The organism is Streptomyces sp. NPDC023723, assembly GCF_040639815.1.
In the GTDB taxonomy this organism is placed as follows: domain Bacteria; phylum Actinomycetota; class Actinomycetes; order Streptomycetales; family Streptomycetaceae; genus Streptomyces.
Genome location: NZ_JBFAAP010000044.1, coordinates 25,405 through 46,414, shown reverse-complemented (window position 1 = coordinate 46,414; position 21,010 = coordinate 25,405). Strand labels below are relative to the sequence as shown.

The 21,010-nt window shown below is 72.8% G+C and carries 18 protein-coding genes; 7 read left to right on the top strand and 11 right to left on the bottom strand.

The annotated features are described in order from the left end of the window. The first annotated feature begins 139 nt into the window (after nt 1-139). The 3 genes from AB0G32_RS31435 to AB0G32_RS31425 all read left to right on the top strand — a co-directional run bounded on the left by AB0G32_RS31435 (nt 140) and on the right by AB0G32_RS31425 (nt 5,290). Nucleotides 140-1,360, top strand: coding sequence for an ROK family protein (locus AB0G32_RS31435; RefSeq protein ID WP_361170951.1), 1,221 nt, complete (start codon nt 140-142; stop codon nt 1,358-1,360). A gap of 429 nt (nt 1,361-1,789) precedes the next feature. Beyond that, nucleotides 1,790-4,519 (top strand): pyruvate, phosphate dikinase, encoded by a 2,730-nt coding sequence (gene ppdK, locus AB0G32_RS31430; protein WP_361170948.1) that lies wholly within the window; start codon nt 1,790-1,792, stop codon nt 4,517-4,519. Between the two features lie 306 nt (nt 4,520-4,825). Next, nucleotides 4,826-5,290 carry a hypothetical protein gene (locus tag AB0G32_RS31425; protein WP_361170945.1) on the top strand — a complete coding sequence of 155 codons (465 nt, stop codon included), beginning with the start codon at nt 4,826-4,828 and terminating at the stop codon, nt 5,288-5,290. Nucleotides 5,291-5,314: 24 nt separating this feature from the next. On the opposite strand, the gene AB0G32_RS31420 is transcribed toward AB0G32_RS31425, so the two are convergent. Together AB0G32_RS31420 and AB0G32_RS31415 are read right to left on the bottom strand one after the other, a co-directional pair. Beyond that, the gene (locus AB0G32_RS31420; protein WP_361170942.1) at nt 5,315-5,872 is read right to left on the bottom strand and encodes an excalibur calcium-binding domain-containing protein; all 558 of its coding nucleotides are present in this window, start codon (nt 5,870-5,872) and stop codon (nt 5,315-5,317) included. Nucleotides 5,873-5,988: 116 nt separating this feature from the next. Continuing rightward, the gene (locus AB0G32_RS31415; RefSeq protein ID WP_361170939.1) at nt 5,989-6,585 is read right to left on the bottom strand and encodes an ALF repeat-containing protein; all 597 of its coding nucleotides are present in this window, start codon (nt 6,583-6,585) and stop codon (nt 5,989-5,991) included. A gap of 297 nt (nt 6,586-6,882) precedes the next feature. On the opposite strand from AB0G32_RS31415, the gene AB0G32_RS31410 reads away from it, so the two are divergent. Continuing rightward, on the top strand, nt 6,883-8,097 hold the full coding sequence (locus tag AB0G32_RS31410) for a cytochrome P450 (RefSeq protein WP_361170936.1): 1,215 nt from the start codon (nt 6,883-6,885) through the stop codon (nt 8,095-8,097). A 9-nt stretch (nt 8,098-8,106) separates the two neighbouring features. Next, entirely contained in the window at nt 8,107-9,189 is a 1,083-nt protein-coding gene (locus AB0G32_RS31405) for a type III polyketide synthase (protein WP_361170933.1), read from the top strand. On the opposite strand, the gene AB0G32_RS31400 is transcribed toward AB0G32_RS31405, so the two are convergent. The 6 genes from AB0G32_RS31400 to AB0G32_RS31375 form a co-directional block, all read right to left on the bottom strand. After that, entirely contained in the window at nt 9,164-10,111 is a 948-nt protein-coding gene (locus AB0G32_RS31400) for a superoxide dismutase (RefSeq protein WP_361170930.1), read from the bottom strand. The two genes, AB0G32_RS31405 and AB0G32_RS31400, sit on opposite strands and share 26 nt — an antisense overlap. 142 nt (nt 10,112-10,253) lie before the next feature. Beyond that, nucleotides 10,254-11,021: a glucose 1-dehydrogenase gene (locus tag AB0G32_RS31395; RefSeq protein WP_361170927.1), complete on the bottom strand. Its 768-nt coding sequence runs from the start codon at nt 11,019-11,021 to the stop codon at nt 10,254-10,256. A 94-nt stretch (nt 11,022-11,115) separates the two neighbouring features. Continuing rightward, the gene (locus tag AB0G32_RS31390) at nt 11,116-11,700 is read right to left on the bottom strand and encodes a TetR/AcrR family transcriptional regulator (protein ID WP_361170924.1); all 585 of its coding nucleotides are present in this window, start codon (nt 11,698-11,700) and stop codon (nt 11,116-11,118) included. Between the two features lie 53 nt (nt 11,701-11,753). After that, nucleotides 11,754-12,104, bottom strand: coding sequence for a nitrite reductase small subunit NirD (gene nirD, locus AB0G32_RS31385; protein ID WP_361170921.1), 351 nt, complete (start codon nt 12,102-12,104; stop codon nt 11,754-11,756). Further along, entirely contained in the window at nt 12,101-14,698 is a 2,598-nt protein-coding gene (nirB, locus tag AB0G32_RS31380; RefSeq protein ID WP_361170917.1) for a nitrite reductase large subunit NirB, read from the bottom strand. Before nirB ends, nirD begins: the two co-directional genes overlap by 4 nt. After that, nucleotides 14,698-15,912: an FAD-dependent oxidoreductase gene (locus AB0G32_RS31375; protein WP_361170914.1), complete on the bottom strand. Its 1,215-nt coding sequence runs from the start codon at nt 15,910-15,912 to the stop codon at nt 14,698-14,700. Before AB0G32_RS31375 ends, nirB begins: the two co-directional genes overlap by 1 nt. A gap of 128 nt (nt 15,913-16,040) precedes the next feature. Between AB0G32_RS31375 and AB0G32_RS31370 the strand changes: the two genes are divergently transcribed. Further along, nucleotides 16,041-16,823 (top strand): TSUP family transporter, encoded by a 783-nt coding sequence (locus AB0G32_RS31370; protein ID WP_361170911.1) that lies wholly within the window; start codon nt 16,041-16,043, stop codon nt 16,821-16,823. Between the two features lies 1 nt (nt 16,824). Here the strand turns inward: AB0G32_RS31370 and AB0G32_RS31365 are convergent, their stop codons facing one another. Further along, nucleotides 16,825-17,451, bottom strand: coding sequence for a class F sortase (locus AB0G32_RS31365; protein WP_361170908.1), 627 nt, complete (start codon nt 17,449-17,451; stop codon nt 16,825-16,827). 107 nt (nt 17,452-17,558) lie between these two features. Continuing rightward, on the bottom strand, nt 17,559-18,092 hold the full coding sequence (locus tag AB0G32_RS31360) for a hypothetical protein (RefSeq protein ID WP_361170905.1): 534 nt from the start codon (nt 18,090-18,092) through the stop codon (nt 17,559-17,561). A 148-nt stretch (nt 18,093-18,240) separates the two neighbouring features. Here AB0G32_RS31360 and AB0G32_RS31355 point away from each other — a divergent pair, with 148 nt between their 5' ends. Further along, a complete protein-coding gene (locus AB0G32_RS31355; RefSeq protein ID WP_361170902.1) occupies nt 18,241-18,813 on the top strand; it encodes an NAD(P)H-dependent oxidoreductase in 573 nt (190 codons plus the stop codon). A 69-nt stretch (nt 18,814-18,882) separates the two neighbouring features. Here the strand turns inward: AB0G32_RS31355 and AB0G32_RS31350 are convergent, their stop codons facing one another. Then, entirely contained in the window at nt 18,883-20,970 is a 2,088-nt protein-coding gene (locus tag AB0G32_RS31350) for a molybdopterin oxidoreductase family protein (protein WP_361170899.1), read from the bottom strand. Between the last annotated feature and the right edge of the window lie 40 nt (nt 20,971-21,010).

Here is a 21,010-nt window from a genome sequence, read left to right as displayed (position 1 = left end):
CCGCCATACTGAAGCCAGGGGTGCGCGAAGGACAGTCGAGCCGCCGGTGACGACCGACGGTGACTACCCTTTAGTTACGTCTATTTAACACGCATAACTCACTATGTAATGCAAGGTTGAGAAACACAAGGGGGTGCGCATGACGGAACGGCCCGTCAGGACCGGCCAAGCGAGCGCCGGCGATCTGCTCGACCTGGTGCGCAGCGGCCGGGCCACCACCCGGGGCGCGCTCCAGCAGGCCACCGGCCTGTCCCGGGCCACCGTGGGCCAGCGCCTGGACCGGCTCTTCCGCGCGGGCTGGCTGCGCGAGGGCGCGGGCGGCCCGGTCGACTCCCCGCTGGGCGGACGCCCCGCCATCACCCTGGAGTTCGACGACGCGCACGCCGTCGTCCTCGCCGCCGACCTGGACACCCGGCACGCCCGCGCCGCGCTGCTCACCCTGACCGGCGAGATCATCGTCGAGCGCGGCGGCGTCCTGGTCGTCGAGGACGGCCCCGAGGCGGTCCTCGGCGAACTGGGCCGCTGGTTCGCCGAACTGCTGGAGAAGGCCGGGCACGGCATCGACGAGGTGTGCGGCATCGGCCTGGCGGTGCCGGGGCCGGTCGAGCGCGGCACCGGCCGGGTGGTGCAGCCGCCGATCATGCCGGGCTGGGACGGCTACGACATCCGGGGCCGGCTGGCCCGCGCGGTCGCCGAGCACACCGGTCCGGCGGCCGCCTCGGTGCCCGTGCTGGTGGACAACGACGCCAACCTCATGGCCTACGCCGAGCAGCGCGCCGCGCACCCGGACGCCTCGGCGTTCGTGCTGGTCAAGGTGTCGACGGGCATCGGTGCCGGGGTGGTGGTGGACGGTCACATCTTCCGCGGCACGGACGGCGGGGCCGGCGACATCGGCCACATCCGGGTGCCGGAGGGCGCCCAGGCGCTGTGCCGGTGCGGCTCGTACGGCTGTCTGGCGGCCGTCGCCAGCGGGGGCGCCGTGGCCCGGCGGCTGACCGCGGCCGGCGTACCGGCGGAGTCCGGCTCGGACGTGCGCAAGCTGCTGGCGGGCGGCCACCCGGAGGCGGTCGCGCTGGCCCGGGAGGCGGGGCGGCTGGTCGGCGACGTCCTGGCGACCGTCGTCACCCTGCTCAACCCCGGTGTGCTGATGATCGCCGGAGATCTGGCCGGCACCCCCTTCCTCACCGGCGTGCGGGAACTGCTCTACCAGCGGGCGCTGCCGCGCTCCACGGCCCGGCTGGAGGTCGTCACCTCCCGGCTCGGCGAGCGGGCCGGGCTGATCGGGGCGGGCGCGCTGGTGGTGGAGCACCTGTACGCGGCGGAACGGGTGGAGGAGCGGTTGCGGACGCTCGGGGTCTGAAGCTCCGGGTCTGACGCGTGTGACATCTGTGTTTCCGTCCCGGGGCGGCGTCCGCATGGTGAAATCCGGGCCGCTGTGGCAGCGTGATTCTCGCCACCCCTGATAAGGGGTACGCTCAGATGAGCGGATCATGCGCGACTGCACTTCTCCAAAGTGTGGCACTCAGTGCCACCACTTGATCGTTCATCGATCGAACTCAATCGAAGCTGAAGGCGCTCAAGTGAGCGCCTGGCGGGGTCGGCACGACTTCCTGTGTTCAAGAAGTGAACACAGGAACCGCCAGCCGCTTGCCGTGCCTTGACATTCGATCCACTGGCGGACGAGTGGTTACGGGCTTATGACGGACAAGTGGACGTACCCAGACGCCTTCGATCTGGGTACATTCCTCGCCGTCAGGGCAGCCACCGCGTCCTCGAGGAGTCGAGACCCGTGTCGGAAAACAAAGATCCCCAGGATCCCCAGGTAGCGAAGTTCGTTTACGACTTCACCGAGGGCAACAAAGACCTCAAGGACCTGCTCGGTGGCAAGGGCGCCAACCTCGCCGAGATGACCAACCTGGGCCTGCCGGTCCCGCCCGGCTTCACCATCACCACCGAAGCCTGCAAGACCTACCTGGACAGCGGCGCGGAACCGGCGGCACTGCGTGACGAGGTGAGTGCGCACCTCGACGCCCTCGAAGCGACGATGGGCAAGAAGCTCGGCCAGCCCGACAACCCGCTGCTGGTCTCCGTCCGCTCGGGCGCCAAGTTCTCCATGCCCGGCATGATGGACACGGTCCTCAACATCGGGCTCTCCGACAAGTCCGTGCAGGGCCTGGCCGCCCAGGCCGGCGACGACCGGTTCGCCTGGGACTCCTACCGCCGCCTCATCCAGATGTTCGGCAAGACCGTCCTCGGCGTCGACGGCGACCTCTTCGAGGAGGCGCTGGAGAAGGCGAAGGCCGCCAAGAAGGTCACGGTCGACACCGAGCTGGAGGCCGCCGACCTGAAGAAACTGGTCACCTCCTTCAAGAAGATCGTGAAGAAGGAGGCCGGCCGGGACTTCCCGCAGGATCCGCGCGAGCAGATGGACCTCGCCATCCACGCGGTCTTCGACTCCTGGAACACCGACCGGGCCAAGCTCTACCGCCGCCAGGAGCGCATCCCGCACGACCTGGGCACGGCCGTCAACGTCTGCTCGATGGTCTTCGGCAACCTGGGCCCGGACTCCGGCACCGGCGTCGCCTTCACCCGCGACCCCGCCTCCGGCCACCAGGGCGTCTACGGCGACTACCTCCAGAACGCCCAGGGCGAGGACGTGGTCGCGGGCATCCGCAACACCGTCCCGCTCGCCGACCTGGAGCGGATCGACAAGAAGTCGTACGACCAGCTGATGCAGATCATGGAGACGCTGGAGAACCACTACAAGGATCTCTGCGACATCGAGTTCACCATCGAGCGCGGCCAGCTGTGGATGCTCCAGACCCGGGTCGGCAAGCGCACCGCCGGCGCCGCGTTCCGGATCGCCACCCAGCTCGTCGACCAGGGCCTGATCGACGAGGCCGAGGCGCTCACCCGGGTCAACGGCGCCCAGCTCGCCCAGCTGATGTTCCCCCGCTTCGACGACACGGCCAAGGTCGAGCAGGTCGGCCGGGGTATCGCGGCCTCGCCGGGCGCGGCGGTCGGCAAGGCGGTCTTCGACTCGTACACGGCCGTCAAGTGGTCCCGTTCGGGCGAGAAGGTCATCCTGATCCGCCGCGAGACCAACCCCGACGACCTGGACGGCATGATCGCGGCCGAGGGCATCCTGACCTCGCGCGGCGGCAAGACCTCGCACGCGGCCGTGGTGGCGCGCGGCATGGGCAAGACCTGTGTCTGCGGCGCGGAGGAGCTGGAGGTCGACACCAAGCGCCGCCGGATGACGGTCCCCGGCGGGCATGTGGTGGAAGAGGGCGACGTCGTCTCCATCGACGGCTCGTCCGGCAAGGTCTACCTGGGCGAGGTCCCGGTCGTCCCCTCCCCGGTCGTCGAGTACTTCGAGGGCCGGATGCACGCGGGCGCCGAGGACGCCGACGAACTGGTCGAGGCGGTGCACCGCATCATGGCCTTCGCCGACCGCAAGCGCCGGCTCCGGGTGCGCGCCAACGCCGACAACGCGGAGGACGCGCTGCGCGCCCGCCGCTTCGGCGCCCAGGGCATCGGCCTGTGCCGCACCGAGCACATGTTCCTCGGCGACCGCCGCGAACTGGTGGAGCGCCTGATCCTGGCCGACACCGAGGCCGAGCGCGAGGAGTCCCTGAAGGAACTCCTGCCCCTCCAGAAGCGGGACTTCGTCGAGCTCTTCGAGGCGATGGACGGACTCCCGGTCACCATCCGCCTGCTGGACCCGCCGCTGCACGAGTTCCTCCCCGACATCACGGAACTCTCGGTCCGGGTGGCGCTCGCCGAGTCCCGCCAGGAACCCCACGAGAACGAACTCCGGCTCCTCCAGGCCGTCCACCGTCTGCACGAGCAGAACCCGATGCTGGGCCTGCGGGGCGTCCGCCTGGGCCTGGTCATCCCCGGTCTCTTCACGATGCAGGTACGGGCCATCACGGAGGCGGCCGCCGAGCGCAAGGCCGCCAAGGGCGACCCGCGCGCCGAGATCATGATCCCGCTGGTGGGCACGGTCCAGGAGCTGGAGATCGTCCGTGAGGAGGCCGACCAGGTGGTGGCCGAGGTCGAGGCCGCCACCGGCACGTCGCTCAAGCTGGCGATCGGCACGATGATCGAACTCCCGCGCGCCGCGCTGACCGCCGGGCAGATCGCGGAGTGCGCGGAGTTCTTCTCCTTCGGCACGAACGACCTGACCCAGACGGTGTGGGGCTTCAGCCGCGACGACGTCGAGGCGTCCTTCTTCACCGCCTACCTGGAGAAGGGCATCTTCGGCGTCTCCCCGTTCGAGACGATCGACAAGGACGGCGTCGGCTCGCTGGTCGCCGCCGCCGCGAAGGCCGGCCGGGCCACCCGCCCCGACCTGAAGCTCGGCGTCTGCGGCGAGCACGGCGGCGACCCGGAGTCCGTGCACTTCTTCCACGAGGTGGGCCTGGACTACGTCTCCTGCTCCCCGTTCCGCATCCCGGTCGCCCGCCTGGAAGCGGGCCGCGCGTCGGTCCAGTCCACGGGCAGCGACCACCGCTAGCCCCGGAGTCACCGCCCGTCATCCACCACCCTCACCGACCGGCGGCGGCACCGGTGCACGAGAAGGGGGCGGCACCCTTGTGCGGGGGTGCCGCCCCTTCGGCCTGGACCGACCCGGCGGTCGGGCACCGGGCGGCGTGACCGCGCGGACGGGGCGCGCCCCCGGTGGTGGGGCCGTTGCCCGTGCGCCGCGTGCGCAACGGTGATCCGTCCCCCACACGGATGGCTCGCCCCGGTCGCCCGGCTGCCGCCGGCGGGGGCGGGCAGCCTGCTCCAGACCGTTCAAGTACGCCTGGAGGAGACCGCCTTGAGTACTCCCGCCCCGGACTCGTTCCGGATCACCAGCGCGCCCGACCTCGTCTACGGGGTGTGGGACGACAAGCGGTTCGAGACCAAGTCGACCGACTGGGTGCAGGTGCCCGGCGCCGAGGTCCATCTCATGCTCGGCCAGGGCTGGCCGTCCCAGGGAGCCCGGTTCGTGGCGACCTTCAGTGCCGAGGCGCTGTGTTCCGACACCGACAAGGACGGCCAGGGCGTGCTCCAGGCCACCGTGTTCTTCGGGGACGAGCAGGGCGAACCGGTCAGCACCAACCACCGGTTCGCCACCGCCCGGGGCAACCCGGAGTGGTCGAGCCACACCTTGATCCGGACCGTGCGGTTCGAGCCCGACACCGCCGTACGGGACGTCTCGGCCCGGGTCAGGCTGAAGCTGAACGGGGCCGAGGGCGGGGTGCAGAACTGGTTCCTGAAGATCGAGCGGTTCAGCCTCTGACGCCGGGCCGGCCGGGTCGGTGCGTCACTCGCAGCCGACCCCGTCCCCGTCCCGGTCCAGATGCGACCCGTAGCCGGGGTCGCCCGCGTGGACAGGGGCGGCACCGGCGGCCCGGGCGGCGTCGCAGTTCTGGTAGTAGACGGAGCCGCCCCCGGCGTCCGCGGCGTCGTCGGTGTCCGCGACGGCCGCCTCCTCCGTCACCGTCTTCGTGACGGTGACCTTGACCCTGACCGTCTCCTTCGCCGTCACCGTCGCCGCCGGCTCGGGGTCAGCGGTCGCCGTCGCCGTCGCGGTCGCCGTCTTCGTCACGGTGGCCGTGGGCGCCGCCGCGGCGGCCGTGGTCTTCGTGTCGTCTCTCGCGCCGTCACCGCCACCGCCCATGCCGACCCCGATGAGCAGGGCCAGCACGAGGGCGGGCAGCACGTACCGCTTCCGGGCCCACTTGGGGGCGGGCCCGGAAGCGGGCGGCGGCTGGGGCGCGCCAGGATACGGCTGATAGGGCTGGGGCGGCTGGTAGGGGCGGGGCGGCTGGTACGGCTGGTACGGCTGGTGTGGCTCGTGCGGCTGGTACGGGCTGGTCATCGGGTCCCCCTGAGGTGGTTGCTCGAGGGAACGACCGTACGGCGAGCGCCCGGAGTTATGGAGGGTATGTGACGAAGGCGTGATGTATCCGTGTCGTCGGTGGTGGCTCGTCGGGCCTAGCCGTCGACCTCGTACTGCCCGACCTCCAGGAAGTACCGCAGACCTTCCGGGGTGTTGTCGTCCAGTGCCGCGCTCGCCGCCGCGCGCAGGGCGTCGCTGCTGCCGGGGTCGGCGAGGATACGGGCGATGGCGACCGCGTCGTCCTCGGCCTGGGCGAGGCGGTAGCCGGTCTCCAGCCAGGCGCGGATCTCCGCCGGGTCGTCGTTGTCGAGGAGCTGGTTGACCTCCGCGATGACCCGCTTGCCGCTGTCCGGGTCGGCGAGGAGGGTGGTGATGGCGACCCGGTCGTCCTCGGCCCGCGCGAGTGGGTAGCCGGTCTCCAGCCAGGCGCGCATCTCCTCGGTGTCGTCGTTGTCGAGGAGCTGGTTGATCTCGGCCTTGACCCGCCTGCCGCTGTCCGGGTCGGCGAGGATCCTGGCGAGGGCGACGCGTATCCCGGTCGGGTCCAGGTCGTCGTAGGGCGAGTCCGCGGTCGCCGCGGTCGCCGCGGCGGCCGTCGGCGCCGGGGCGGCGGCGAACGACGGCGTGGCGAGCAGCAGGGCCGGGGCGAGGGCGCCGGCGGCCACGGCGAGGGTCACGCGGGTCAGTCTCACGGAGTCAACCACCTTGTTCGTAGGCGTAGTCGGAATCGTGCGCGCATCCTCCCAAGGGGACGGGCCGGAGTCATTGCCCGGACCGGGCAGCCCGCGCCGGTCGTTCCTTCCGGCGGCCCGCCCTGTGCCGGCCGGCTCCTCCGCCCCGCGCCGGAGCGGGCCGCACCGCGCGCCCGCGCACCAAGTGCACCCTTAAGAGCGGTTTATCGCTTAATGAGGTGTTCGCCGGTGGTGGCGGGTATCGCCCCGTCAGGCCCGCGATCCGGCGGGCCTCGCGCTGAAGGGGGGATCACCGCGATGACTGCCGCGGAGACCGAAACCGAAAGGTCGTGCCCGTTCCGGCACGACGACGCTCTGGAGCCCGACCCGTATCTCACCCGGATGCGCACCGAGGCCCCCGTGGCCCGGGTCCGCATGCCGTACGGGACGGGCACCTGCTGGCTGGTGACCCGCTACGCGGACGTGCAGACGGTGACCTCGGACCGGCGGTTCAGCCGGGCCGCGCTGGCCGGCCGGGACTTCCCGCGGATCACCCCGGAGCCCATCGCCCAGTCCGAGTCGATCAACCTGATGGACCCGCCCGCGCTCAACCGGGTGCGCCGCCTGGTCGTCAAGGCGTTCACCACGCCCCGGGTCGAGGCGCTGCGCCCGTGGACCCAGCGGACCACGGACGCGCTGCTGGACACGATGGCCGAGCACGGCCCGCCCGCCGACATCGTCGCCCATCTCGCCGACCAGCTACCACTGATGACCATCAGTCAGCTGATGGACATCCCGGAGGCGGACCGGCCGCGGCTGCGTCACTGGGCGATGGCGATGATGTCGATGAGCGCCGCCGACCGCTCCTCGGCGCTGGAGGCGAAGGCCGCGCTGCGCGCCTACTTCACCGAACTGACCGCCGCCCGGCGGCGCGACCCGGGCGACGACCTGATCAGCTCGATGGCCACCGCCCGCATCGGCGACGAGACGCTGGACCAGGACGAACTGGCCGTCCTCGCCATGCTCCTGCTGGTCACCGGCCACGACACCACCACCTACGACATCTGCAACAGCGTCTACACGCTGCTCACCCACCCCGGTCACCTCGCCCAGCTCCGGGCCCGCCCCGAACTCCTCCACCAGGCCCTGGAGGAACTGCTCCGCTACATCCCGTTCCGCCAGGGCGTCGGCATCCCCAGGGTCGCCCTGGTGGACGTGGAGCTCGGCGGCCAGGTCATCCGGGCCGGCGACACCGTGCACGTGTCGTACCTGACCGCCAACCGCGACGGCCTGGTCTACGACCGGCCCGACGAGCTGGACTTCGCGCGGCCGGCACCGGCCGGGCACATGGCCTTCGGCTACGGCAGCCACCACTGCCTCGGCTCCCACCTGGCCCGGATGGTCCTCCAGGTGGCCATCGGCACCCTCCTCGCCCGGTTCCCCGGGCTGCGGCTGGCGGTGCCCGCGGACCAGGTGCGGTGGAACACCGTGTCGATCTGGCGCTATCCGCTCGCTCTCCCGGTGACCTGGTAGGGCCCGGACATGGCCACGCTGTGCAGGCCGGCCATCGCCGTGCCCGAGCACGTCATCACCCGCGAGCAGACCCTCGACCTGGCCAGGGAACTGCACGCCGGCCACCCGCAGCTGAAACTGGCGCTGCGCCTGATCGCCAACACCGGGGTGCGCACCCGGCACCTGGTGCAGCCCATCGAGGAGACGCTGCGCCATCCCGGCTTCACCGCGCGCAACGCCCGGTACGAAGCGGAGGCCAAGGCCCGGGTCCCCGAGGCCACCCTGCGGGCGCTGGCCCACGCCGAACTCACGCCCCGCGACATCGACATGATCATCTACGTGTCGTGCACGGGCTTCATGATGCCGTCGATGACCGCCTGGCTCATCAACACGATGGGCTTCGGGCCCGAGACCCGGCAACTGCCGATCGCCCAGCTCGGCTGTGCCGCGGGCGGCGCCGCCATCAACCGCGCGCACGACTTCTGCACCGCCTATCCCGAGGCCAACGTGCTGATCCTGGCCTGCGAGTTCTGCTCGCTGTGCTACCAGCCGACCGACCTGGCGGTGGGCAACCTGCTCTCCAACGGCCTGTTCGGCGACGCCATCGCCGCCGCGGTGGTCCGCGGCCGGGGCGGCACGGGCGTACGCCTGGACCACAACGGCTCGCACCTGGTGCCCGGCACCGAGCGCTGGATCTCCTACGGCGTCCGCGACACCGGCTTCCACTTCATGCTCGACAAACGGGTGCCCGGCACCATGGCCGACCTCGCGCCCGCCCTGCGCGCCCTGGCCGAGCTGCGCGACTGGGACATCTCCCGGCTCGCCTTCTACATCGTGCACGCCGGCGGGCCCAGGATCCTGGACGACCTGTGCACCCACCTGGACCTGCCGCCGCGGATGTTCCGCTACAGCCGGGCCACCCTCACCGAGCGCGGCAACATCGCCAGCGCCGTCGTCTTCGACGCCCTGGAGCGCCTCTTCGCCGACGGCGGGGCCGGCCCCGCGGACCGGGGCATCGTGGCGGGCTTCGGCCCCGGCATCACCGCCGAGATCACCCTCGGCACATGGAGCGGGGCCGAGGAACTGGTCAGCGCGGCACCGCGACCGCGGTGAACGTCGTCTGGGGCGTCTGCGGGCTGGTGAAGCGGGCGTTGACCAGGTACAGCCGGTCGCCGAAGCGGGCGGCGGTGGTGGGGACGTCGAAGCGCGGGTCGGTGATCGTGCGGCGCAGGGTGGCCGTCGTGACCTTGGCGTTCAGCTCCCAGACGCTGATCAGGTTCAGGCGGTTCTGTACGACGTACAGGGTGCGGCCGATGCGCAGCAGGCCGTCGCCGTTGACGACGTCGGCCGCGCCGGACAGCGTGATGCGGCGGGCGGCACCGGTGCGCAGACTGACGTGGTACAGCTCGCCCGGGGTGCTCTTGACGACGATCAGACCGGTGCCGTCGGGCGAACCGACGATGCCGTTGGCGTTGTTGACGTCCGGGAGCTGCTGCCAGTCGCCGGTCAGCGGCAGCGCCCGGACCTCGCCGGGCCGGCCGCGCGGGACGCCGTACAGGACCGCCTCGCGCGAGTCGGTGAACCAGGCGCGGTCGCCGAGCAGGATCACGTCGTTGATGAAGTGGCCGGTGGCGGCGGTGAGCTGGTGGGTGCGCAGGATCGCCCCGGTGCGGGCGTCGATGATCCGGGCCGTGCCGCCGCCGCCCCCGGCGACGTGGAGCAGGCCGTCCCGGTCGAGTTTGAGGCCGATGGAGGCGGTACCGGTGGCGCCGGCGTACAGCACCTCGCCCCGGCCGGTGCGCAGGTCGGTCCGGTAGATGCCGCCGTGCGCGCGCGAGCCCTGGTAGGCGTACGGCCGGGCGCCGATGGTGATGCCCTCCGGGAGCCAGCCGGCGGGCAGCGGGAACTCGGTGGGCCAGGGCGCCTCGCGGGTGGCGGCCCGGGCCGGACCGGTCGCGGCGGTCACCGCGAGGGCGGTGCCGACGGCGCCGCCGAGCAGCGCGCGGCGGGACGGGCGGGCGGGCAGGTCGGTCATGATGCGCCTCCGGAACGTGAGCGGACGTGCGGAGCATGGGCGGACGTGCGGAACGCGAGCGCACCCAGTCAAACGTGGTGCCCGCGCGAACTCGACGGGCCGCCCCAACCCGACAGGAAACCGACAGCGAGCGGCCGGGCGCCTAAGCGGTCTGCCCGCCGTCCACCACCAGGTCGGTGCCGACCACGGACGCGGCGGCGTCCGACGCCAGATACAGCACGGCCGCCGCGACCTCCGCGACCGCCGACGCCCGGCCGAGCGGCAGCTCCGTGCGCATCCGGGCGGCCCGGCCGGCCTCCGTCTCGCCCGGCCGCAGCGACATGGCGGTCGCGGTGGCGCCGGGGGAGACGGCGTTGATCCGGACGCCGTCCGCGATGTGGTCCAGGGCGGCGCCCCGGGTGAGGACGGAGACGGCCGCTTTGCCGGCCGCGTACGCGGCGGCGCCCGCACTGCGCTTGTGCAGGCCGAAGGTGGAGGCGATGTTGACGATCGCGCCGCCGCCCGGCTGCGTGCGCATCTGCCGGATCTCGGCCCGCAGCGCGTGGAAGACCCCGGTGACGTTGGTGTCGAGCTGCACCCGCCAGTCGTCGTCGGACAGGTCCGCCAGCGCGGTCCCGCCGCGGAAGACGCCCGCGTTGTTGACGGCGATGTCGAGTGACCCGAAGTGCCCGACGGCCGCGTCCACCACCGCCTGGACATCGGCGGCGCGGGACACGTCCGCCGGGACCGCCAGCGCCTTGCCGCCCGCCTCCTCGATGCGGGCCGCCGTCTCGGCCAGTGGCTCGGCCCGGCGCCCGGCGACGGCCACCCGGGCCCCCTCGGCGGCCAGCGCCAGCGCGACGGCGCGTCCGATGCCGGAACCGGCTCCGGTGACGAGGGCGGTGCGGTCGGTGAAACGGTGGGCGGTCATGGAACTCCCCTTTTCTTGACCGATCGGTTCGTTATAAGGGCGGCGAAAAACCCCTCCGCGGAGGGGTGTTCCGGCGCCCCGGCGTCCAGGTGGCTCAGTCGAGCAGTGCCAGCGCCTGTTCCGCCGCGTCCCTGACCCGGGCCGGGTCGGCGGCGGCCTTCCCCACCACCCGCAGCCCCTGGAGCAGCACCAGCAGCATGCGGGCCAGGGCGCGCGGATCGCGGCCGGCCGGCAAATCGCCCTCGGCGCGGGCCCGCTCCAGCGCCGAGTACAGCGCGGTCTCCAGCTGGTCCCAGTTGCGCTCCACCCGCCGGGCGGCGGCCGGGTCGTGCGGGGCCAGCTCGGCCGCCGTGTTGGTGACGAAGCAGCCCCGTTCGCGCAGGCCGTCGCGGGTGGCCTCGGCCGCGTAGCGCCGGACCAGGGCGCGTACTCCGGGCAGGGCGAGACCCGGCCGGGCCAGGTCCTGGAGCAGATCCGGCAGCAGTCCCCGCTCGTAGTGCTCCAGCGCCTTCAGGTACAGCTCGTGCTTGCTGCCGAAGGTGGCGTAGACGCTGCCGCGCCCGATCCCGAGGTGCGCCACGAGATCGGACATCGACGTCGCCTCGTAGCCGCGCCGCCAGAACAGCTCCAGGGCTGCCCGCAGCGCGGCGTCCGGATCGAACTCCTTGGTCCTGGCCACGCCCGGCAGCCTAGAGCTATCCGGAACGATCGGTCAAGATAAGCGGTCGGCGGCTACGACGCCTTCACCTCGTACGCCGTCACCCGCACCGCGTCGTCGTCCAGGCACTGCCCGGTGGCGAGGTCGAAGCGCTGCTTCAGCAGCGGGGAGGCGACGAACGGGCGTCCCTGGTGGGTGCCGGTCAGGCCGCGGGAGAGGACCGCCGCGCCGGTGAACGGGTCGCGGTTGTCGATGGCGTACAGGTCACCCCTGCGGTCGCGGAACAGGGCGGCCTGGCTGCCGTCGGGCAGCAGGGCGGCCACCCCGCGGCCCGGGAGCAGGGCGCCGAGATCGCAGGCCGCGAACCAGCCGTCACTCAGCCGCAGTTGTACCTTCAGGTCGGTCGTCTCGGGTGCCAGGGTCATCGCTGGGCGCTTCCTTCCAGGGTTTCCAGAGGGCGGTGGCCGATGGAGAGCAGCGGCAGGTCGGGCTTCATCTGGTCGCGCTCCGGGACGAAGCCGACGACCGGGTCGGGGGTGTCCGGCGCGTTGACGAAGGACACGAACCGGGCCAGCTTCTCCGGGTCGTTGATGGTCTCGGCCCACTCGTCGCGGTAGCCGGCGACGTGCGCGGACATCAGCCGCTCCAGCTCGTCGCAGATGCCGAGCGAGTCGTGCACGACCACGTCCCGCACGTGGTCCAGGCCGCCGGGGACGCGCTCCAGCCAGGTGGAGGTGCGCTCCAGGCGGTCGGCGGTACGGATGTAGAACATCAGGAACCGGTCGATGAGGCGGACCAGTTCGGCGTCGGACAGATCCTGCGCGAGCAGGTCCGCGTGGCGCGGGGTGGCGCCGCCGTTGCCGCCGACGTAGAGGTTCCAGCCGCTGGAGGTGGCGATGATGCCAAAGTCCTTCGACTGGGCCTCGGCGCACTCGCGGGCGCACCCGGAGACCGCCGACTTCAGCTTGTGCGGGCTCCTGAGCCCCCGGTAGCGCAGCTCCAGGTCGATCGCCATCCGCACCGAGTCCTGCACGCCGTACCGGCACCAGGTCTGCCCGACACAGGACTTCACCGTCCGCAGCGACTTGCCGTAGGCGTGCCCGGACTCGAAGCCGGCGTCCACCAGCCGGGCCCAGATCGACGGCAGCTGCTCCACCCGGGCGCCGAACATGTCGATCCGCTGGCCGCCGGTGATCTTCGTGTAGAGCCCGAAGTCCCGGGCGATCTCACCGATCACGATCAGCTTCTCCGGCGCGATCTCCCCGCCGGGGATCCGCGGCACCACCGAGTACGAGCCGTTCTTCTGGAGGTTGGCCAGGAAGTGGTCGTTGGTGTCCTGGAGCGCCGCCTGCTCACCGTCCAGCACATAGCCGCTGGCGCCGATCGCCGGCGCCAGCGAGGCGATGATCGAGCCGACCGTCGGCTTGCAGACCTCGCACCCGTCACCACCCCGGGCCTCGTCCCGCCCGTGCCGGTCCAGCAGCTCCTGGTAGGAGGTGATCCGCAGGGCCAGCACGATCTCGTACAGCTCCTCGCGGGTCTGCCCGAAGCAGCCGCACAGGCCCTTGTCGACGACGACGCCGCTCGCCTCCAGCTCGGCGTCGACGAGCTGCCCGAGCACCTTCACGCACGACCCGCAGCCGGTACCGGCCTTGGTGCACTTCTTCACCTCGGGCACGGTGACGCACCGGTGCTCGGTGACCGCGCCCCGGATCGCGCCCTTGGTGACGTTGTGGCAGGAGCAGATCACCGCGTCGTCGGGGAGCGCGGACGGGCCGAGCTGGACCGGCTCCCCGGCCCCGGCCGGCAGCACCAGCGCCTCGGGGGAGATCGGCGGCACCGACCCGGTGAACGCCTTCAGCGTCCCGTACGCCTCCGCGTCCCCGACCAGGATGCCGCCGAGCAGCGTGCCGTCCCGCCCGATGACCAGCTTCTTGTACAGCCCGGCCCGGGAGTCGGAGTAGACGACGTCCAGGCAGCCGTCCGCCGTGCCGTGCGCGTCGCCGAAGGACGCCACGTCCACGCCGAGCAGCTTCAGCTTGGTGGACAGGTCGGCGCCGGTGAAGGACGCCTCGTCGGCGGCGATCGTGGCCGCGACCGTCAGCGCCTGCTCGTACCCGGGCGCGACCAGCCCGTACACCCGCCCGTCCACGGCCAGCGCGCACTCGCCGATGGCGAAGACGTGCGGGTCGGACACGGTCCGGCACTGCTCGTCGACCGCGATGCCGCCGCGCTCGCCGACCGTCAGCCCGCACTCCCGGGCCAGCTGGTCACGCGGCCGTACCCCGGCGCTGAACACCACCAGGTCGGTGGCGAGCTCGGACCCGTCGGACAGCTTCATCCCGCTGACCGCACCGTCCGCGCCGACCACGATCTCCTGGGTGCCGACGCCCGTGTGCACGGACAGCCCCATGTCCTCGATGGTGCGCAGCAGCGCCGCGCCACCGCCCTCGTCCACCTGGACGGGCATCAGCCGGGGCGCGAACTCCACGATGTGCGAGGTGAGCCCGAGCCCCTTCAGCGCACCGGCCGCCTCCAGGCCGAGCAGCCCGCCGCCCACCACCGCGCCGGTCGTCGCGGTCTTCGCGTACTCCTCGATGGCGAGCAGGTCCTCGATCGTGCGGTACACGAAACACCCGGTGGCGTCCTTGCCGGGGACCGGCGGCACGAACGGGAAGGACCCGGTGGCCAGCACCAGCACGTCGTACCCGAAGACCTGCCCCGAGCGCGCGGTGACCGTGCGCGCCTCCCGGTCGACGGTCTCGGCGGCGTCCCCGATCCGCAGCTCGATGCCGTGCTCGGCGATGAACGCCAGGTCGGTCATCGACAGGTCGTCCGGGGTCTTCCCCGAGAAGTACGAGGTGAGGGCGACCCGGTCGTAGGCGGGACGCGGCTCCTCGCACAGCACGACCACGCGGTGCGTGGCGGTCAGGCCGCGCTCGGCGAGCGCTTCGAGGAAGCGCTGGCCGACCATGCCGTGGCCGACCAGCACGATCGTGGCCGTCTTCTCCGTGGACATCAGGAGCCTCCGTCGTTGGTGAGCAGGTGGAGCAGCGGGCCGTCGTCGGGGAGCGGCTCTGCTCCCTCCCAGGCGCGGGCGAGCGCGCCGACGGTGCCGAGTTCGCCGACGAGAACCCCGCCGACCAGGCGGTCGTCGCGGACGACGACCTTGCGGTACGTGCCCCGGGTGGCGTCGGCGAGCTGCACGACGTCGTCTCCGGGCAGGGGTTCGGTCTCGCCGAACGCGGCGAGGTCGAAGGGGCTGTCCGGCCCGGTGAGGGTGAGCCGGGTCAGCGAGCGGGTGCCGGTGTAGCGGGCGCCGGGCCGCCCGGCCAGCACCTCGGCGAGCGCGCCGGCCTGTTCCAGCGCCGGGGCGGCGAGCCCGTACAGCGTGCCGTCGTGCTGCGCGCAGTCCCCGATCGCGCGGATGTCCGGATCACTGGTGCGCAGCTCGTCGTCGACGACGACGCCCTTGCGTACGTCCAGTCCGGCCTCCGTCGCGAGCCCGGTGCGCGGCCGCACCCCGCAGGCCAGCACCACCAGGTCGGCGTCGAGGGCGAACCCGTCGGCCAGCTCCACCGACCGCACCGCACCGCCGACCGAGCGCACGTCGCGCACCCGGCACTCGGTGTGCACCTCGACGCCGAGGTCCTCCAGATGCCGGCGGACCAGCCGGGAGGCGGCCGGGTCGAGCTGCCGTTCCATCAGCCGCTCGGCCTGCTGGGCCAGCATCACCTGGGCGCCGCGCACGGCCAGCGCCCGCGCGGCGGACACCCCGAGCAGCCCGCCCCCGATGACGACCACCCGGGCCCCCGGGCGCACCGCGTCCGACAGGGCCAGACAGTCGTCCAGGGTGCGGAAGGCATGCACTCCCCGGGGCAGTTCGGCACCGCCGGTGAACAGTCCGCGCAACGGCGGAAGCACGGGGTTGGACCCGGTGGCCAGCACCAGCGTGTCGTATGCGATCACCGAACCGTCGGCGCAGGCGACCGTGTGCCCGGCCCGGTCGATACCGGTGACCCGGCCCCGGACCAGCCCGGCGGGCGCCGGCAGCGCGATCACCTCGGCGGCGTAGCGGCCGGCCAGCACCTCGGCGAGCAGCACCCGGTTGTAGGGCGGGTGCGCCTCCTCGCCGATCAGCAGCGCGGGCACGCCCAGTTCGCCGAGCCGCCGGGTGAGGGTGACACCCGCGAGGCCGGCGCCGATCACCACCACACGCGTATTCGAGGTCATGCCACCGAGCCTGCGGTGCCGGTGTTACCCGACCGCATCACGGTTGTTTCCCCGGGGGAACGCTGCCCTCAGCCGGCGCCGGGGCCGGGTGTGAGGCGCCCGGGGCTCCCCGGGCTATCGTCATGATCATGCCCGACATATCGCTGACCATGACCGCTCTGCTCTGCCTGGCGGCGCTCGCCGCCGGCTGGATCGACGCCGTGGTCGGCGGCGGCGGGCTGCTGCTGCTCCCGGTGCTGCTGCTCGGCCTGCCCGCCGGCATCCCGGCCGCGCACGCGCTGGGCACCAACAAGGCGGTGGCGATCGTAGGCACCACGGGCGCCGCGGTGACCTACGCCCGCAAGGCCCCGGTCGACGTCCGCACCGCCGTCCGCATCGGCCTGGCGGCCCTGGCCGGCTCCTCGGCCGGCGCGTTCTTCGCGGCCGGCATGAGCACCGAGGTCCTGAAGCCGGTCATCATGGTCGTCCTGCTCGCGGTCGCCGCCTTCGTCATCCTCCGCCCGGCCTTCGGCACCGCCCCCGCCCCCGCCCCGGCCACCCGCCGCCAGATCCTCGCCGCCATCGCCCTCGCCGGCCTCGGCATCGGCTTCTACGACGGCCTGATCGGCCCCGGCACCGGCACCTTCCTGGTCCTGGCGCTCACCGCCGTCCTCCACCTCGACCTGGTCACGGCCTCCGCCACCGCCAAGATCGTCAACTGCTGCACCAACGCGGGCGCGCTGGCCACCTTCGCCTGGCAGGGCGCGGTGCTGTGGCAACTGGCCGCCCTGATGGCCGTCTTCAACCTGGCCGGCGGCATGCTGGGCGCCCGCACCGCCCTCAAGCAGGGCAGCGGCTTCGTCCGGGTCGTCCTGCTCACCGTGGTCTTCGCCCTGGTGGCGAACCTGGCCTACGAGCAGTGGCTGGCGTGAGTCACCGCCGGACGCCGGTCAGATGAGCGAAGACGACGACATTCCCCGCGTACCCGCCGCCGCGCGACCATCCGCCGCCACACGTGATCACCCGCAACTCGGGCCGCCCGGCCCGCCCGTAGACCTTCTCGTCGGGAAAGTCCGCGGCGTCGTACACCTCCACCGCGTCCACACTGAACACGGCCACGGACCCGTCCCGCCGGTCCACCTGAACCGTGAAGCCGCGCTTCAGGGCGCCCAGCCGGTAGAACACCGAGGGCCCCTCCGCGTTGTCCACATGCCCGGCGACGATCGCGGTCCCCGTCTCACCCGGCGTGGTGCCGGCCTCGTACCAGCCGGCCAGATTGTCGTCGTCGGCGGGCGGCACGTCCAGGCTGCCGCCGCGGGTCAGACCCAGTCCGATCAACGGCGCGTCGACGCCGATCACCGGGATCCGGACCCGGTCGGGCGGGGACGGCGGCAGCGCGGCGGCCGCCGCCCGCTCCCGCCCGTGCTGCCGCTCGCGGGCCTCGGCGGCGGCGGGCTGCGGCGGCCCGCCCCCGGCGCCGCCCCACAGCAACCAGGCCCCCGAGCAGAGGGCGACGGCGGTGACGCCCGCTATGACCGTGTTGCCGACCCTGCGGCGCATGACGACCCTCTCCCTTCACCCCGTGCCCCCTCCGGGCCGCGAGGGGCGTCGGACCCGGAGGGGGTGGGGAAGTGCGGTACCGGCGAACGGGCGGCGGAGGGCGCCCGTCAGATCCCGTCGCCTCTCGCCCGGCGATGCAGGAGCCAGGTACCGCCCGCGGCGGCGACGGCCAGAGCCGCCACACCGGCCGCGGTCTGCACGGGATTGGGGCCCAAGGCGCCACCGACCCCCGTCTTCACACTCCCCTTGGGATACACCTGGGCACCCGACGACAGGGCGACCACCAGATCCCCCGCCACCCGCCGCCCACTGCCCGCACAGGTGACGACGATCTCGTACGTCCCCGGCTGCGCCCCCGGCGGCACCCGGAACCCGCCGGTCGTCGCGCCCGCGCCGGCATCCGCCGCCAGCGTGAACGCACCGGCCCCCACCGCACTCGCGTCCCCGGCGGCGGTGCCCCCCGCGCCGCACGCCTGCGTGTCCACGGCCGCCCGGTCACCCGGCACCACGGAGGCCGGCCGCAGCGACAGCGCACCGGACGGATCACCGCTCTCCCCGCCGTACGCGGGCCCCGCGGCGATGAGACCGGCGCCGGCCGCGGCGAGTGCGGTACCGGTCAGCAGGCGGGCGGTACGTCGCATCGTTGCTGCTCCTTCGAGCTGTTCGGTGACCCCTGCCCCTCCGAGGAAAGTGGCACCGGCCGCGCGCCGCTCCCTGGGGAGGGTGAACGGGTGAGTGCACGGGCGACCGCTTGACCTCAACCAAAGTCGAGGTACCAGGCTGTTCGTCATGAAGCCCTTGCGTACGGCCCTCATCATCGGCAGCAACCGCCACGGCCGCTTCGGTCCGGTCGTCGCCGACTGGCTCCTGGACCGGGTCCGCGCCCGCGCGGATCTGACCACCGAGGTGATCGACACCGCCGCGACCGACCTGCCGACCACCTTCGCCCGCTCGCCGCGGACGGACGCCGCACTCGCCGGGATCACGCCCCGGCTGGCAGCGGCGGACGCCTTCGTCGTCCTCACCCCCGAGTACAACCACTCCTTCCCGGCGGGCCTGAAGAACCTCATCGACTGGCACTACACCCCGTGGCAGGCCAAGCCGGTCGCCCTGGTCACCTACGGCGGCCTGGCCGGCGGCGTCCGCGCGGCGGAACACCTCCGGCAGGTCTTCGCCGAACTCCACGCCGTGACGATCCGGGACACCGTCTCCTTCCCCAACGCGGGCGCCGCCTTCGACGACGCGGGCCTCCTGAAGGACCCCGCGGGCCCGGACGCGGCGGCGAAGACGATGCTGGACCAGCTGGTGTGGTGGGGGAGGGCTTTGCGGGAGGCGAAAGCAGTGCGTCCGTACGGCGGTTAGGGCGGGGGGACTCAGCTGAGCGGCTGGCGGACGCCGCGTCCCGGCGTGTCACCCCTACGACCCCGCCCCCTACGACACCGCCTCCACCCGCACCGCGCACACCTTGAACTCCGGCATCCGCGACGTCGGATCCAGCGCGGGATTCGTCAACGTGTTCGCCCGCCCTTCCCCCGGCCAGTGGAACGGCATGAAGACGGTGTCCGGACGGATACCCGTCGTGATCCGGGCCGGCGCCACCGCCCGCCCCCGCCGCGACACGACCGCCACCGGATCGCCCTCCGCCGCCCCCAGCCGCGCCGCCAGCCGGGGATGCAGCTCCACGAACGGCCCCGGCGCCGCCGCGTTCAGCTCGTCCACCCGCCGGGTCTGCGCCCCGGACTGGTACTGCGCCACCACCCGCCCGGTGGTGAGCAGCACCGGGTACTCGTCGTCGGGCTCCTCGGCGGACGGCCGGTGCGAGACCGGCACGAACCGGGCCCGCCCGTCCTCCGTGGCGAACCGGTCGAGGAAGAGCCGGGGCGTACCGGGGTGGACCGCCGCGTCCTCGGCCGGACACGGCCAGAACACCCCGCTCTCCTGCGCCAGCCGCCCGTAACTGATCCCGGAGTAGTCCGCGATCCCGCCCGCGCTGGCCCGCCGCAGTTCCTCGAACACCTCCTCCGGATCGGCCGGGAACCCCTTCGCCACCCCGAGCCGGTCGGCCAGCTCGTGCAGGACCTCCAGATCGCTGCGGACGCCGTCCGGCGGGCTGATCGCCCGCCGCCGCAGCAGCACCCGCCCCTCCAGACTGGTCGTCGTCCCGGTCTCCTCCGCCCACTGCGTCACCGGCAGCACCACGTCCGCCAGCTCCGCCGTCTCCGACAGCACCACGTCGCACACGGCGAGGAAGTCCAGCGACCGCAGCCGCGACTCGACATGGGCCGCGCGCGGCGCCGACACCACCGGGTTGGACCCCATCAGCAGCAGCGAACGGATGTCCGAACCCAGCGCGTCCAGCAACTCGTACGCACTGCGCCCCGGCCCCGGCAGCGAGTCCGGGTCCACCCCCCACACCTCGGCCACATGCCGCCGCGCCTCGGGGTCGGTCAGCTTCCGGTAGCCGGGCAACTGGTCGGCCTTCTGCCCGTGCTCCCGCCCGCCCTGCCCGTTGCCCTGCCCGGTCAGACAGCCGTACCCGGACAGCGGCCGCCCGGCCCGCCCGGTCGCCAGGCACAGGTTGATCCACGCGCCCACCGTGTCCGTCCCCTTGGACTGCTGCTCGGGCCCGCGCGCGGTCAGCACCATCGCCGCCTGTGGCGCGCAGAACATCCGCACCGCCGCCCGCAGCTCCGGCACCGGCACGCCGGTGATCCGCTCCACGTACTCCGGCCAGTGCGCCATCGCCGCCGCCCTGGCCTCCGCCCACCCGGAGGTCCGCTCCGCCACGTACTCCTCGTCCACCCGCCCCTCGGCGACCACCAGGTGCAGCAGCCCGAGCGCCAGCGCCAGATCGGTACCCGGCCGGGGCGCCAGATGCAGGTCGGCCTGCTCGGCGGTCTTCGTCCGGCGCGGATCGACGACGATCAGCGTGCCGCCGTTCTCCTTCAGCTCGTTGAAGAAACGCAGCGAGGGCGGCATGGTCTCCGCGAGGTTCGAGCCGACCAGGATCACGCACCCGGTCCTCGGGATGTCCTCCAGCGGAAACGGCAGCCCCCGGTCGAGCCCGAACGCCTTCGTGCCGGCCGCCGCCGCCGACGACATGCAGAACCGCCCGTTGTAGTCGATCTGCGAGGTCCCCAGCACCACCCGCGCGAACTTCCCCAGCGCGTACGCCTTCTCATTGGTCAGCCCACCGCCGCCGAACACCCCGAGCGCGTCCGCGCCGTGTGCCGCGCGGATCGAGCCGAGCGCCCCGGCGATCCGGTCCAGCGCCTCGTCCCAGCCCGCCGGCACCAGCACGCCGTCCGGGGACCGCACCAGCGGCGACGTCAGCCGCACCCGCGAGGACAGCACGGCCGGCGCGGTCCGTCCCTTGCCGCACAGCGCCCCCCGGTTCACCGGGAAGTCCGCGCGCTCGGTCACCTCGACGGTCCCGTCACCGGCGGGCGTCAGATTCATCCCGCACTGCAGCGCGCAGTACGGGCAGTGGGTGGGAATCGGCGTCGCGGAGTTCGGCATACCGCCCAGCGTGCGTCGCGCGTGTTACGCGACCGGACGG

Coding starts and splice junctions, on each gene's coding strand:
- AB0G32_RS31350 (WP_361170899.1), bottom strand. CDS start 20,970: ATGCCGAACTCCGCGACGCCGATTCCCACCCACTGCCCGTACTGCGCG.
- AB0G32_RS31370 (WP_361170911.1), top strand. CDS start 16,041: ATGCCCGACATATCGCTGACCATGACCGCTCTGCTCTGCCTGGCGGCG.
- AB0G32_RS31365 (WP_361170908.1), bottom strand. CDS start 17,451: ATGCGCCGCAGGGTCGGCAACACGGTCATAGCGGGCGTCACCGCCGTC.
- AB0G32_RS31375 (WP_361170914.1), bottom strand. CDS start 15,912: ATGACCTCGAATACGCGTGTGGTGGTGATCGGCGCCGGCCTCGCGGGT.
- AB0G32_RS31400 (WP_361170930.1), bottom strand. CDS start 10,111: ATGACCGACCTGCCCGCCCGCCCGTCCCGCCGCGCGCTGCTCGGCGGC.
- AB0G32_RS31410 (WP_361170936.1), top strand. CDS start 6,883: ATGACTGCCGCGGAGACCGAAACCGAAAGGTCGTGCCCGTTCCGGCAC.
- AB0G32_RS31355 (WP_361170902.1), top strand. CDS start 18,241: ATGAAGCCCTTGCGTACGGCCCTCATCATCGGCAGCAACCGCCACGGC.
- AB0G32_RS31405 (WP_361170933.1), top strand. CDS start 8,107: ATGGCCACGCTGTGCAGGCCGGCCATCGCCGTGCCCGAGCACGTCATC.
- AB0G32_RS31395 (WP_361170927.1), bottom strand. CDS start 11,021: ATGACCGCCCACCGTTTCACCGACCGCACCGCCCTCGTCACCGGAGCC.
- AB0G32_RS31435 (WP_361170951.1), top strand. CDS start 140: ATGACGGAACGGCCCGTCAGGACCGGCCAAGCGAGCGCCGGCGATCTG.
- AB0G32_RS31420 (WP_361170942.1), bottom strand. CDS start 5,872: ATGACCAGCCCGTACCAGCCGCACGAGCCACACCAGCCGTACCAGCCG.
- nirD (WP_361170921.1), bottom strand. CDS start 12,104: ATGACCCTGGCACCCGAGACGACCGACCTGAAGGTACAACTGCGGCTG.
- nirB (WP_361170917.1), bottom strand. CDS start 14,698: ATGTCCACGGAGAAGACGGCCACGATCGTGCTGGTCGGCCACGGCATG.
- AB0G32_RS31360 (WP_361170905.1), bottom strand. CDS start 18,092: ATGCGACGTACCGCCCGCCTGCTGACCGGTACCGCACTCGCCGCGGCC.